General features: G+C 70.3%; 11 protein-coding genes. 6 read left to right on the top strand and 5 right to left on the bottom strand.

Annotated elements, in window-relative coordinates; genetic code table 11:
* Nucleotides 1-41: 41 nt before the first annotated feature.
* Together GV007_RS15800 and GV007_RS15795 are read right to left on the bottom strand one after the other, a co-directional pair.
* Entirely contained in the window at nucleotides 42-1,400 is a 1,359-nt protein-coding gene (locus GV007_RS15800) for an ABC transporter substrate-binding protein (protein WP_160074054.1), read from the bottom strand.
* Between the two features lie 110 nt (nucleotides 1,401-1,510).
* Nucleotides 1,511-2,602: a PfkB family carbohydrate kinase gene (locus GV007_RS15795; RefSeq protein WP_160074052.1), complete on the bottom strand. Its 1,092-nt coding sequence runs from the start codon at nucleotides 2,600-2,602 to the stop codon at nucleotides 1,511-1,513.
* Nucleotides 2,603-2,725: 123 nt separating this feature from the next.
* Here GV007_RS15795 and GV007_RS15790 point away from each other — a divergent pair, with 123 nt between their 5' ends.
* Together GV007_RS15790 and GV007_RS15785 are read left to right on the top strand one after the other, a co-directional pair.
* A complete protein-coding gene (locus GV007_RS15790; protein ID WP_160074050.1) occupies nucleotides 2,726-3,475 on the top strand; it encodes a DeoR/GlpR family DNA-binding transcription regulator in 750 nt (249 codons plus the stop codon).
* Nucleotides 3,472-4,830, top strand: a complete 1,359-nt coding sequence (locus GV007_RS15785; RefSeq protein ID WP_160074048.1) for a 6-phospho-beta-glucosidase — start codon at nucleotides 3,472-3,474, stop codon at nucleotides 4,828-4,830. Before GV007_RS15790 ends, GV007_RS15785 begins: the two co-directional genes overlap by 4 nt.
* Before the next feature lie 20 nt (nucleotides 4,831-4,850).
* On the opposite strand, the gene GV007_RS15780 is transcribed toward GV007_RS15785, so the two are convergent.
* Nucleotides 4,851-5,654 carry an SDR family NAD(P)-dependent oxidoreductase gene (locus GV007_RS15780; protein ID WP_236558541.1) on the bottom strand — a complete coding sequence of 268 codons (804 nt, stop codon included), beginning with the start codon at nucleotides 5,652-5,654 and terminating at the stop codon, nucleotides 4,851-4,853.
* A gap of 263 nt (nucleotides 5,655-5,917) precedes the next feature.
* Nucleotides 5,918-7,294 carry an MFS transporter gene (locus GV007_RS15775; protein ID WP_236558539.1) on the bottom strand — a complete coding sequence of 459 codons (1,377 nt, stop codon included), beginning with the start codon at nucleotides 7,292-7,294 and terminating at the stop codon, nucleotides 5,918-5,920.
* A gap of 167 nt (nucleotides 7,295-7,461) precedes the next feature.
* Between GV007_RS15775 and GV007_RS15770 the strand changes: the two genes are divergently transcribed.
* The 3 genes from GV007_RS15770 to GV007_RS15760 are packed head-to-tail and all read left to right on the top strand — an operon-like array spanning nucleotide 7,462 to nucleotide 10,549.
* Nucleotides 7,462-8,124, top strand: a complete 663-nt coding sequence (locus tag GV007_RS15770; protein ID WP_160074046.1) for a response regulator transcription factor — start codon at nucleotides 7,462-7,464, stop codon at nucleotides 8,122-8,124.
* Nucleotides 8,121-9,617: a sensor histidine kinase gene (locus GV007_RS15765; protein ID WP_160074044.1), complete on the top strand. Its 1,497-nt coding sequence runs from the start codon at nucleotides 8,121-8,123 to the stop codon at nucleotides 9,615-9,617. The genes GV007_RS15770 and GV007_RS15765 overlap by 4 nt, the downstream gene beginning before the upstream one ends.
* The gene (locus GV007_RS15760; RefSeq protein WP_160074042.1) at nucleotides 9,611-10,549 is read left to right on the top strand and encodes a TAXI family TRAP transporter solute-binding subunit; all 939 of its coding nucleotides are present in this window, start codon (nucleotides 9,611-9,613) and stop codon (nucleotides 10,547-10,549) included. The genes GV007_RS15765 and GV007_RS15760 overlap by 7 nt, the downstream gene beginning before the upstream one ends.
* A 72-nt stretch (nucleotides 10,550-10,621) precedes the next feature.
* On the opposite strand, the gene GV007_RS15755 is transcribed toward GV007_RS15760, so the two are convergent.
* Nucleotides 10,622-11,893: a DUF445 domain-containing protein gene (locus GV007_RS15755; protein ID WP_160074040.1), complete on the bottom strand. Its 1,272-nt coding sequence runs from the start codon at nucleotides 11,891-11,893 to the stop codon at nucleotides 10,622-10,624.
* Between the two features lie 106 nt (nucleotides 11,894-11,999).
* Here GV007_RS15755 and GV007_RS15750 point away from each other — a divergent pair, with 106 nt between their 5' ends.
* The gene (locus GV007_RS15750; protein ID WP_160074038.1) at nucleotides 12,000-12,287 is read left to right on the top strand and encodes a hypothetical protein; all 288 of its coding nucleotides are present in this window, start codon (nucleotides 12,000-12,002) and stop codon (nucleotides 12,285-12,287) included.
* Nucleotides 12,288-12,331 lie beyond the last annotated feature (44 nt).

Below are 12,331 nucleotides of genomic sequence, written 5' to 3'. Positions count from 1 at the left end.
CGGGGCGTCGCTCGGGCTGCGCGGGCGCCACCGGGCGCAGGCTACTCATTCGCGGCGATGAAGTCGGCGTAGTCGGTCTCGAGGGTCTCGGTGAACTGCTCCGGCGTCAGCTGCCCGTCGATGAGCCCCTGCAGGGACTGGCCGATGGTGTCGCCGAAGGTCGGCGTCGCGTAGTCCAGGTACGGGAGCACGCTGCCAGACTCGGTGACCTCGCCGAACGCCCCGTAGATGTCGGCGAAGACGCCGGACTCCGGCGCGAGCTCAGCCGAGTTGTTGACGGGCAGGTTGCCGGTGTCGGCAAGGATCTGCATAGCCTCGTCGCTCGTCAGGAAGTCGATGTAGGCGGCCGCGACGTCCGTGTTGTCTGCCGCGGAGGTCATCGCGAACGGGAGTCCAGTGCCTCCGGTCGTCGCAAGCGCCCCCTCGCTGGTCTTCGGGACGAAGAAGCCGAGGTCATCGCCCATGCTCGCCTCGAGGTCGGCCGCGAGCCACGAGCCGCCGATGAGGAACACGCCGTTGCCCTCAGCGAGCGCCTGCCAGGCCGCGTCGTAGTCGGTGCCGTTCACACCCGTGTTGAAGTAGCCGTCGTCGACCCAGCCCTTGAGGGCGGTCGCCGCCTCGACGTTCTCCGGAGTGGTCCAGCTCGCGCCAGGGTTGCCGAGCCCGAGGTTCGTGATGGTCTCCGCATCCACGTACTCGCCCTGGAGCGGGCCGAACACGTGGCCCGCCGGCCACTGCTCGATGTTGCCGAGCTGCATGGGCGTCTCGCCTGCGGCCTTCGCCGTCGCGAGCGCCGCCTCGAACTCGGGCCACGTTCCCGGCACCTCGACGCCGAGCGACGCGAGCTTCGCCTTCGAGTAGAAGATGCCAACGACCTCGCCGACCTGTGGCAGGCCGTAGAGGTTGCCGTCTCCGAAGACCTTGGCGTCCTCACTGTACGTCGAGTACTGGAGGATCGACTCCTGGTAGCGGTCGAACCAGCCGTAGGCCTCTGCGTAGTCGTCGAGCGCGCGCAGCTGCCCGGCCTCGACGAACGCCCCCATCGTGTTGCGGCCGTTGTTGGCCTGCACGACGTCCGGCGCGTTCTCGTCGGTCAGCGCGAGGCGCAGCGTCGTCGCGAGGTCGTCGAAGGCCTGCGAGTTGCGCTCGATCGTGACGTTCGGGTATTTCTCCTCGAACGCCGCGTTCAGCTGCTCGATCTGCTCGTTCTGCCCGCCTCGCACCTCCTGGTCCCAGACGGTCAGCGTGACGTCGCCGACCTGTGAGATGTCCGTGCTGATCTCCGCCGTGGAGGCATCGGGGGCGGCCTGCTGGCCCGTGCCGGGCGCGCATCCTGCGAGGGCGAGCGCGAGTGCCAACCCGCCGGCGACCGCCGCGGTTCTCCGATGCTTCTCGTTCATGTTCGGCTTCCTTCTTTCGCTGAGGGTGCGTTTCGTGCGATGGGGGACCAGCGGTCAATTGTCGCGGATGCGGTGCCGACAGCCCGGCTGGGTCGGCTCTGGCGCGCCGGTCAGACTCCGGGGAAGTGGTCGACGAGGCGGAACGTGGCCTCCGCGCGGCGGACCGCGCCGGGGCGCTCCGACGGCAGCACGTCCTGCAGGAAGCCGTAGCGCTCGGTGAGCTCGGCGTCTCCCGAGGCTCGCGTCGCATCCCACCAGTCGGCGATGTCGCCCCAGCCGGGGGCCGCGAGCGAGCCGCCGAACTGCTGCACGGCGAGGGCCGAGCAGAGCGCCGAGAACTGGAGGCGCCGCTCGAGCGGCCAGTCGCGCAGGGAGCCGAGCACGAAGGATGCGCCGAACACGTCCCCGGCGCCGGTCGCGTCGAGGGCGCGGACGGGCACAGCAGGAACGCGGACCTCTTGACCCGTCGCGGAGTCGATGCCGATGGCACCGTCCTTGCCGCAGGTCACGACGACGATGGGCACGTGCTCGGCGAGGGCGCGGGCCGCTGCGAGGGGCGAGCTGGTGCGCGTGTACTCGACGGCCTCCCGCTCGTTCGGCATGAAGGCGTAGCAGGATGACAGGGGCTCGAGCACGGCTCGGTCCCACACACCCGTGTCGTCCCAGCCCACGTCGGCGAAGATCCGGGTGCCGTGCGCCGCCGCGCGCAGCCACCACGGCTCCTGCTCGAGGCTCGTCATGGCGCCGAGCTCGGCGAGCGCGGTGCGGCTCGAGACGCCGTCGCTGAGGAGAGCGTCGCTCGAGATGGGGCTCGGGTGTCCGTGCGTGACCATGCTGCGGTCGCCGTCCTGCGCCACGGAGACCGTGACCGCGGTGTGCCAGTTCTCGAAGCGCCGCGAACGGCTGAGGTCGATGCCCTCGTGCTCCTCCAGCAGCTCCCAGCACCAGCGGCCGTAGACGTCGTCGCCGAAGACGGAGGCGAGCGAGGTGGTCAGCCCGAGGCGGCTGGCCGCGACGGCGAGGTTGGCGATGCCGCCAGGCGTCGAGCCCATGCCTTCTGCCCACACCTCCGTGCCCGCGCTCGGCGAGCCGTGGAGGTCGGTGAAGACGATGTCGAAGAAGACGGAGCCCGCGAGGACCACATCGAATCGCGCACCATCGACCGAGTCGGTCGGGGGTGTGTCGTGATGGGCCGAAGCCATCGCGGCTCCTCTCGGTAGCAACAGCGGTGTTGCTCACACATCCTGCGCGGTGATCGTTCGTGCGTCAAGTCCCGCTCGTTCGTGCTTGCGACGTGCTCGTTGGTGACTGCTACGATGCCTCGCATGCTCACCACGACGCGTCAGGCTCGCATCCTGCAGTCGCTGCGCGCGGACGGTCAGGTCACGGTCGAGGAGCTCGCCGTCGAGTTCGGGGTGTCGCCGTCGACGGTCCGGCGGGACCTCAACGCCCTCAGCGCCGAGGGTCTGCTTCGCCGCGTCCGCGGTGGTGGCGGCATCGAGCCCGACCGGGTGCCGTTCGCCGAGGTCGCGACCCACCAGAGCGCCCAGAAGACCGCCATCGCGGCGCGGGCAGCCACGCTCGTCCGCGACGGCGACGTCGTCCTCATCGACATCGGCACCACGACGGCGCTGCTCGCGAGGCAGCTGCGCGGGCGACGCATCACCGTCATCACCTCGAGCCTCGCCGTGGTGGACGCTCTTCGTGACGACGACGCCGTCGAGCTCATCGTGCTCGGCGGGGTCGTGCGGAAGAACTACAGCTCGATGGTCGGGGTGCTGACCGAGCAGGCGCTCGCGCAGATCCGCGCGACCGTGTGCTTCCTGGGTACGAGCGGCATCAGAGCAGACGGCACGATCTCCGATACGACCGGCACCGAGGTGCCCGTGAAGCTCGCAATGATCGCCTCCTCGCAGCGCACGGTCGTGCTGGCGGATGCGACGAAGTTCCCCGGGGTCGGTCTGCTGAGCGTGTGCGGCGCATCCGCCATCTCTGCGATCGTCACGGAAGACCATGCGGACCCGGCGACGCTCGCCGTGCTGCGGACAGCGAAAGTCGAGGTGATGTTCTCGTGAAGCTCACGATCATCGGAGGCGGAGGGTTCCGCGTCCCCCAGGTGTTCGAGGCGGTGGCCTCCGACGAGGCGCCCGTGCGCATCGACGAGCTGAGCCTCTACGACGTGTCGCCGGAGCGGCTGGCGATCATCCGCGTCATCGTCGAGCGCATCGCGAGCGAGAAGCGCTTCGCGCCGCGCATCAGCGTCACGACCGACCTCGAGGAGGCGCTGCGCGGCACGGACTTCGTGTTCAGCGCCGTCCGCGTGGGCGGCACGGCCGGCAGGGTCGCGGATGAGCGCATCGCCCTCGAGCTGGGGGTGCTCGGCCAGGAGACGGTCGGGCCTGGGGGGCTCGCGTATGCGCTGCGCACGATCCCGTTCATGGTCTCGCTCGCCGAGACCATCAAGCGGGTCGCTCCCGATGCCTGGGTGATCAACTTCACGAACCCCGCCGGAATCGTCACCGAGGCGATGCGGGGCGTGCTCGGCGACCGTGTCGTCGGCATCTGCGACACCCCGATCGGGCTCATGCGCCGCGCGGCGGCGGTCGCCGGGGCTGGCCTCTCGGTCGGCCCCGAGGGTCGGGGCGAGCCCTCTGCGGTGGCCTTCGACTACGTCGGCTTGAACCACCTCGGCTGGCTGCGCTCGCTGCGGGTCGACGGCGTCGAGCGCCTGCCGGAGCTGCTCGCGTCCGACACGTCGCTGCAGCGCATCGAGGAGGCGCGCCTGCTCGGCTTCGACTGGGTGCGGGCGCTCGGCGCCCTGCCCAACGAGTACCTGTACTACTACTCGTTCACGCGTGAGGCCAACGCCAGCATCCGTGCCGCGGACGCGACCAGGGGCGAGTACCTCGACGCGCAGCAGGGCGAGTTCTTCGCGAACCCCGGCGCCGACCCCTTCGAGTCGTGGATGCGCACCCGCCACGAGCGCGAGGCGAGCTACATGGCCGAGAGCCGCGAGGAAGGGGAGGAGCGCGAGGTCGAGGACGTCGCGGGCGGCGGCTACGAGAGCGTCGCGCTCGACCTCATGGCGGCCCTCTCCTCCGGGCGGCCAGCCACCATGATCCTGAACGTGCGCAACGGCTCCCTCGTGCCCGCGCTCCCCGACGGCGCGGTTGTCGAGGTCGGCTGCGTCGTTGACGCCGATGGCGTCCATCCGTGGCCAGTCGCGCCCGTCGAAGGAGAGATGCTCGGGCTGATGGTGCAGGTGAAGTCTGCCGAGCGGCTGGTCATCGAAGCCGCGACGCGCGGCTCCCGCGAGCTCGCCTGGCGCGGCTTCGCCGTGCACCCCCTCGTCGACTCGGTCGGGGTGGCGCGGAAGCTCGTCGACAGGTACAGCCAGCACTTCGCCGAGATCGGTGAGCTGCTGCGCTAAGCCGAGCGCGGGGCGCGTCGTCAGCGGGAGCGCGACGCCCGGCTCATGGCACGCAGCAGCAGCTTCCGCGGGACCAGCCTCGAGGCGATCGTCAGGGACGTGTTGATCGGGCCGGGGACGACGGAGGGCCCCGGGTTCGGCTTCTTGAGCTCGCGAAGCGTGAGGCCGACGACCTTGCGGGCCGTCATCTTCGGCAGGCCGGAGCCGATGTCCTCGCCGGCGACCTCGAAGAACTCGGTTGCGGTGGGGCCGGGGGAGAGCGCGAGAACGCGCAGCCCGGTGCCCGCCGACTCGGCCCACAGCGCCTCGGTGAAGCTGCGGACGAACGCTTTGGTCGCCCCGTAGACGGCGAAGCCCGGCGTGGGCTGGTAGCCGGCGACGCTCGCGACGTTGACGAGGAAGCCGTCGCCCGCGCGCAGCTGCGCGATGAAGGTGTGCGTGAGGTCGACGAGCGCCGCGACGTTGAGGGCGATCTCGGCGCGCACCCGCTCGGCGTCCTCCTCGTGGAAGCCGCCGCTCGTGCCGAACCCCGCGTTGTTGATGAGGCTCGTCACGCTCACTCCGCGGCCCTCGAGCTCGGTCCTGAGTGCGGCCGCGGCGCCCGGGTCGCCGAGATCGGCGGCGATCGTCGTCACCGTCACGCCGAACCGGTCGCGCAGCTCGACGGCGAGGCTCTCCAGCTTGGATTCGCGCCGGGCTACGAGCACGAGGTCGCTGCCGCGAGACGCGAGCTGGCGGGCGAACTCCGCCCCGAGCCCCGAGCTCGCGCCCGTGATGAGCACCGTCTGGGATCCGAAACGAAGGGGGAGCATCCGGGAAGTCATGCCGTCAATGTACGGGTGCGCGACGGTGGAAGCCTGCGCGTGGGCCCTGCCATCCCTGCCGCTGCCGGAACGCGGCTCGGAGGTGAACGCCCGGGCAGGCCTGTGCCACGGTTGCGCCCCGCCTCCGCCCCGCCTCGTCTCCTCCACCGCGGCGCAGCCAGACGAGGAATGCAGGCTCGTTCGGAAACGAGCCTGCATTCGCCGTGTGGGTGCGTTCCGCCTCAGCGGCGGTCAGCGGGGATGAGCGGGGGAGTCAGCGCGGTTCAGCGTGCGCCAGCGGTCTGACGCGCCTCGCGCTTCTCGTCCCGGTCCGTGTCCCTCGCCCGCATCGCCTTCTCGTCGTCGAGCCAGTTCGCGCCCTTGTTGTGGAGGAAGAAGACGTAGACGACCAGCGACGCGGCGATCGCGATGGTGACGTAGACGATGAACAGCGGCACCTGCTGCGCTTCGCCGGCTGCCGTGTAGAGGAGCGGCGCCGTGCCGCCGAAGATGGAGTTCGCCATGGCGTAGCCGAAGCCGACGCCGAGGGCGCGGATGTGCGTCGGGAACAGCTCGGCCTTCACGACGGCGTTGATCGACGTGTAGCCGGTGAGGATCACGAAGCCGCCCACGAGGATGCCGAACGCCGCGAACTCGTTGGTCTGCTGCGGCAGGTAGGTGAGCAGGAACCACGTGTAGAGCACGCCGCCTGCGCCGAAGAACACGAGCAGCGTCTTGCGGCCCACGATGTCGGACAGCCAGCCGCCGATGGGCTGCAGCAGCATGAGCACGGTGAGTGCGATGAGGTTCAGGATCGTGCCGGACACGACGTCGTCGCCCGCGAACGCCTTCTTCACGATGCCCGGGCCCGTGACCGAGTACGTGTAGAAGGCGACGGTGCCGCCCATCGTGATGAGGAAGCAGAGCAGCAGCGGGCGCCACTGGTGCAGGATGAGCTCCTTCATCGAGCCGGAGGAGCGCGACTTGCCGTCCTTGACCGACTCGAGCGCCGACTCGCTGAGCGACTCGTCCATGGTGCGTCGCAGGTAGAAGACGACGATCGCAGCGACACCGCCGATCGCGAACGCGATGCGCCAGCCCCATTCGGAGATCGCCTCTGTCGGCATGGCCAGCACCATGATGAGGAGCGTCGCCTGCGCGAGCACGTGGCCGCCGACGAGGGTCACGTAGTGGAACGACGAGAGGAAGCCGCGGCGGCCGCGGATTGCCGCCTCCGACATGTAGGTCGCGCTCGTGCCGTACTCGCCGCCCGTCGCGAAGCCCTGCACGAGGCGGCAGACGATGAGGATGATGGCGGCTCCGGCGCCGATGACGGCAGCGGAGGGGGTGAGGGCGATGACAAACGAGCATCCGGCCATGATCGACACCGACACCGTGAGCGCGAGGCGGCGACCGTGGCGGTCCGCGAAGCGGCCGAAGAACCAGGCCCCGATGGGGCGCATGAGGAACGTGACGGCGAAGATCGCCCAGATGTAGATCTGCGAGTTCTTGTCCTCGGAGTCGAAGAACTGGAACTCGAAGTACGAGGCGAAGACCGAGTAGACGTAGACGTCGTACCACTCGACGAGGTTGCCGGCCGAGCCCTTCAGGGTGTTGGAAACCGAGCGGCGCAGGCTGCCCGGCACTTGTGTCGTCGTCATTGACTTCTCCATCGTCGTTGATCTTCATCTGCCAGCAGGCGGAGCTGTGGCCCCACCTCGGTGTGGGTGTACTGGACAACTCTCTGCACCGGGCAAGGGGCGCGAGCGGATCCTTACATTCCCTTTACGTGGACCTCGTTTCTCCGCCCGCGCCTACCATTGGGGGTATGCGTGTGCTCGTCGCCGAGGATGACGCGTCCGTCTCCGCCGCCCTCGCGGCCGTGCTCGGCCGCGCCGATCACGCCTGCGTGCAGGTCGCCCGCGGCAGCGACGTGCTCCTCCAGCACCGAGACGTCGAGCTCGTGCTCCTCGACCTGGGACTCGAGGACATGGACGGCCTGGAGGTGCTCAGGCGGCTCCGCCAGGTGAGCCAGGTTCCCGTCATCGTCGTCACGGCCCGCGGCGACGAGCGCTCGACGGTTCGAGCGCTCGGCCTCGGCGCCGACGACTACCTCGTGAAGCCCGTTCGCATGCACGAGCTGCTCGCCCGCATCGACGCCGTCGCCCGTCGTCGCGCGCCCGCCGCGGAGCCCGAGGTGGTGCAGCTCGGCGACGCGAGGATCGAGCTGCTCTCGCGGCGAGTCGTCGTCGGCGGGGCCGAGGTCTCGCTCACGCCGACCGAGTTCGAGCTGCTCTCGATTCTCGCGAAACGGCTCGGCAGGGCCGTGAGCAGGCAGGAGCTCCTCGACCAGGTGTGGGGCGACGCCTACGCCGCCACCTCGCGCTCCTTCGACGTGCACCTCGCGCAGCTGCGCCAGAAGCTGCCCGCCGTCGCCATCACCACGATCCGCGGCTTCGGCTACCGGCTCGAGACGAAGCCGGCGCGATGAAGCTGCAGGTGCTGCTGCCCCTCATGCTCTTCGGACTGCTCACGGTCATCGCCATCATCGTCCCCGCGAGCGAGGGCATCGCCGTGAACCGCACCCAGCAGCTCACCCTGCAGCGTGCCACCTCGATGGACCAGATCGTGCAGCGCGCGGAGACGGCGGTGGCCGCCGACGACGCGTCCGGCCTCGAGCGCTACCTCGAGCGCTTCGCCGAGACGTACGGCGAAGCGGCGATGGTCGTCGACAGCGAGGGCCAGGTCGTGTCCTCCGTCGGCGGCCTCGAGCTGGACCCGCAGGTCGCGTCGCTGGTGCTCGCCGCGTCACGCACGGTGCCGCAGCGCTCCATATCGACGATCTACCCGTGGAGCGACGACACCCACCTCGTGGCCGAGCCGTTCGCGAACGGCGCGAGCGCCGCATCCGGGGCGGTCGTCCTCGAAGTGAACCAGGCGGAGGCGAAAGCGCAGATCACCGGATGGTGGGCGCTCGTCGCGCTTGCGGGCCTGCTGCTCCTGCTGCTGCTCTTCGCCGCGTCGCAGTTCTGGACCAGCTGGGTGCTGCGTCCCGTTCGTGCCCTGGACGCGGCTGCGAACGCCCTCGCCGAGCAGCGGGAGCCCGACCTCGCGGCTGCAACGGGTCCCCTCGAGCTCAGGCGCCTCTCCTCCTCGTTCGCGCGTATGTCGAGGGGAGTCGAGGATGCGCTCGAGCAGCAGCGGGGGTTCGTCGCCGAGGCGTCGCATCAGCTGCGCAACCCGCTCGCCGCTATCCGCCTGCGCATCGACGCCCTCCCGCGCGACGAGGCGGAGGAGGCGGCGCTGGAAGCCGTCGGCGGCGACCTCGACCGTCTCGAGCACGTCGTCGACCGGATGCTGGTGCTCGCCGATGCCGAGCACCGCGCCACGGCAGAGGCGAGCGGCAGGCGCACGGGCTTCGCCGACGGGGCCGCGCGAGAGCATCTCACCTCGGCGGCCATGCTCACGGCACCCCACGAGGAGCGCTTTCGCGACGAGGGCATGCTGCTGCGATTCGACGGCGAGGACAAGATCAGGGTTGCGTGTCGCAAGAGCGACCTGGAAGAGATCGTCGAGACCATGCTCGACAACGCGCGGAAGTACGCGGGCGAGGGGGCGACCGTCACGATCCGGTTCGTAGCGACGCCCAGCTCCGGGCGGTCCGCGGCGGCGCCAGCCGAAGGAGAGCCTGACGGTGCGCTCGACGGCTGGAGCGAATCGCCCGAGGCGTTCGAGGCGTTCGAGGTAGACAGCCCACGCGCGGTGCTCGAGATCAGCGACGACGGACCCGGCGTCGACGAGGACGAGCTCGTCCAGCTCGGTACGCGGTTCTGGCGCTCGCCGAACCACCGATCCCTGCCGGGGACCGGCCTCGGCCTCGCGATCGTCGGGGAGCTGGCACGCGCCAACCGCGCCACCGTCGACTACGACCGCGCCCCTGAAGGAGGGCTCCGCGCCCGCATCAGCCTGGTGCGGACGTGGTGACCCTCACGAGGCGCGGCCTGCTGTTCGGCGCCGGTGCGGCCTCGGCCGCCGCCGCGACCCTCGCGCTCGCCGGGTGCTCCCTCGGGCAGCCGTCCCCTCGCATCCGCATGGCCTGCGGCGAGCAGGGTGGGACCTACGTGCAGTTCGGTGAGCTGCTCCGCGAAGCGCTTCGCCGAGACGGCACGACGGGGCTCGACGTGGTCACGACGGGTGGCAGCGTCGAGAACCTGGAGCTCCTGCAGGCCCGCGACGCCGAGCTCGCCATCGTGCTCGCCGACGCGGCGGCGACCGACGCGCAGAACAAGGTCGCGATCGGGCGCGTCTACCAGAACTACCTGCAGTGCTTCGTGCGCTCAGACGGACCCGTCAGCGCCATCGGCGACCTGGCCGGGCGGCGCGTCTCGGTCGGGGCGCCCCAATCCGGTGCGGCGCTCACCGCCCGGCGGCTCCTCGCCACGCTGGGCCTCCTCGAGGGGCCGGGCGCGAGCGTCATCTCCGAGCTGTACCTCGACGAGGCAGTCTCGGCCCTCGAAGCCGGTACCGTCGACGCGATCTTCTGGTCGGGCGGGCTGCCGCTTCCCGCCGTGCAGGACCTCGACACCGCGGTGGAACTCGTCGACCTCACCGATGCGCTCCCGGCCCTGGAACTCGAGCATCCCGGCGTCTACACGCTCACGGCGGTCCCTGCCAGCACGTACGGGAGCGCCGAAGCGGTGCCCGCGATCGGGGTCTCCAACTACCTGCTCGCCCGGCCCGACCTCCCGGACCACGTGGCGAGGGCGCTCGTCGACGTCCTCATCCGAGACGCCGCGCAGCTCGTGCCGGAAGGATCGCTCGGCGTGCAGTACCTGACCGCGTCGAACCTCATCGACACTCTGCCCATCGCGCTCCACCCCGCCGCCCAGAGGCGCTACCGGGAGCTCTACGGCTGAGCGACCGGGGCCTCGAGATCGTGCGGGGTGCGGAACCCGGGATGCGGGAGGCTGGGTGCGGGGCGCGGGACCTCAGCCGAGCAAGGCGTGGGCGACCGTGAAGATCGTCACACCCGCGAGGGCACCCACGATCGTGCCGTTCAGGCGGATGTACTGCAGGTCGCGGCCCACCATGAGCTCGATCTTCTCGCTCGTCTCATCAGCGTCCCAGCTCGCGACGGTGTCCGAGATGATCGACGAGATCTCGTGCCGGTACCGGTCGACGAGGAACACCGCCGCGTCGATGACCCACGTGTTCACCCGCTGCTGGAGCTGCGCATCCGTCGTCAGCCGCTGCCCGATGTCGACGAGCGCCGCCGTGGCGCGAGTGCGGAGCGCGCTCGCCGGGTCGGCAAGCGAGCGCAGGAGGCCCGTCTTCGCGGCGTTCCAGGCCTCCGCGGCCAGCTCGCGCATGCGGGGGCTGTCGAAGATGTTGCCCTTGGCGCCCTCGAAGCGGGCGATGAGCTCCGGGTCGTGCTGCAGCTGGTCCGAGAGGCGAGCCAAGTAGCCGTCGATAGCGGCCCTGGCGGGATGCGCGTCGTCCGCTCGCACCGCCGCGACGAACTTGACCGCCTCGTTGTACGCCGTGTTGTCGACGAGCCTGGTCGCCGCTGACGGAACCCACGAGGGGAGACGCCTCGACACGAGGCCATCGAAGGCGCTCTGGTTCGCGGCGAGCCACGCGGCCGCGCTGTCGGCGGCCAGGTCCACGGCGCCCCGATGCGCGCCGGTCGCGACGACGCGCGACATCCACTCACCCAGCGGGGGAGCCCACTGCGGTTCGACGAGGTGTTCGCGAGCCAGGTCCTCGATGAGGCCCTGGACGTCATCGTCGCTGAGCGCCTCGAGCACCCCCGTCGCCATGATGGAGGCCTCCGAGGCGATCCGCTCGGCGTGCTCCGGCTGCTCGATCCATTCGCCGAGGCGGGCCGCGATCGACGTGGCCTGCAGCTTCGTCCGCACCACGTCGCCGCGCAGGAACTCGGTCTCCACGAACTCGCCGAGCGTGCGGCCGATCTCGTCTTTCCGCTTCGGGATGATCGCCGTGTGCGGGATCGGGATGCCCAGCGGGTGCCGGAAGAGCGCCGTCACGGCAAACCAGTCGGCGAGCGCGCCCACCATGCCGCCCTCCGCGGCGGCGCGGACGTACGCGAACGCTGGCACATCTCGTTGCAGCGCGAACGCGATCACGAACACCACCGCCATGAAGAGAAGGGCCCCCAACGCCACCGCCTTCATGACACGCAGGCTGCGCCGGCGCTCCTGGTCTGCGGGGCTCAGAAGCTCGGTCGGGGTGCGCGACATGCGGTCATCTTTGCACGCCTGAGCCGGACGGCGACTGCGGGGCGCCCCAGGTCTGCCTCGGGTCTCCGGGGATTCTTTGGCGGGGCGAGATCGGCAGACTGGATGCATGACTTCGCACTCCAGGGGCTCGTTCCGATCCGCGGCCGACGGGTCGTCCGCGACTTCCTTCATGTGGTGGATGGTGTTCGTGCTCGTCGGCGCGCTCAGCGGAGTCGTGTCGTCGCTGGCGTCCGCCCAGCTCGCGCTCGGCACCGAGCAGCAGGAGGCGCTCACGATGATCTTCTGGGTGTCCCTCGTCGTGAGCGGCATCTGCGCGATCGGCGTCCTGGTCGCCTTCATCCGCACCGTCTACGTGCTGCTCGACCGCAGCGACCGGCGCTGGAGCGGGGAGTAGGGGCGGGGGCAAGGAGTCAGGAGCAAGGAGCGGGCAGGGACAGG

The sequence above is a fragment of the Pseudoclavibacter sp. 8L genome (assembly GCF_902506465.1).
Lineage (GTDB): Bacteria > Actinomycetota > Actinomycetes > Actinomycetales > Microbacteriaceae > Pseudoclavibacter.
This window is presented reverse-complemented; position numbering and strand designations above follow the sequence as displayed.

Excerpts from the sequence above, each read along its gene's own strand:
- GV007_RS15800 (WP_160074054.1), bottom strand. The coding sequence starts at position 1,400 with ATGAACGAGAAGCATCGGAGAACCGCGGCGGTCGCCGGCGGGTTGGCA.
- GV007_RS15795 (WP_160074052.1), bottom strand. The coding sequence starts at position 2,602 with ATGGCTTCGGCCCATCACGACACACCCCCGACCGACTCGGTCGATGGT.
- GV007_RS15790 (WP_160074050.1), top strand. The coding sequence starts at position 2,726 with ATGCTCACCACGACGCGTCAGGCTCGCATCCTGCAGTCGCTGCGCGCG.
- GV007_RS15780 (WP_236558541.1), bottom strand. The coding sequence starts at position 5,654 with ATGACTTCCCGGATGCTCCCCCTTCGTTTCGGATCCCAGACGGTGCTC.
- GV007_RS15775 (WP_236558539.1), bottom strand. The coding sequence starts at position 7,294 with ATGACGACGACACAAGTGCCGGGCAGCCTGCGCCGCTCGGTTTCCAAC.
- GV007_RS15770 (WP_160074046.1), top strand. The coding sequence starts at position 7,462 with ATGCGTGTGCTCGTCGCCGAGGATGACGCGTCCGTCTCCGCCGCCCTC.
- GV007_RS15765 (WP_160074044.1), top strand. The coding sequence starts at position 8,121 with ATGAAGCTGCAGGTGCTGCTGCCCCTCATGCTCTTCGGACTGCTCACG.
- GV007_RS15755 (WP_160074040.1), bottom strand. The coding sequence starts at position 11,893 with ATGTCGCGCACCCCGACCGAGCTTCTGAGCCCCGCAGACCAGGAGCGC.
- GV007_RS15750 (WP_160074038.1), top strand. The coding sequence starts at position 12,000 with ATGACTTCGCACTCCAGGGGCTCGTTCCGATCCGCGGCCGACGGGTCG.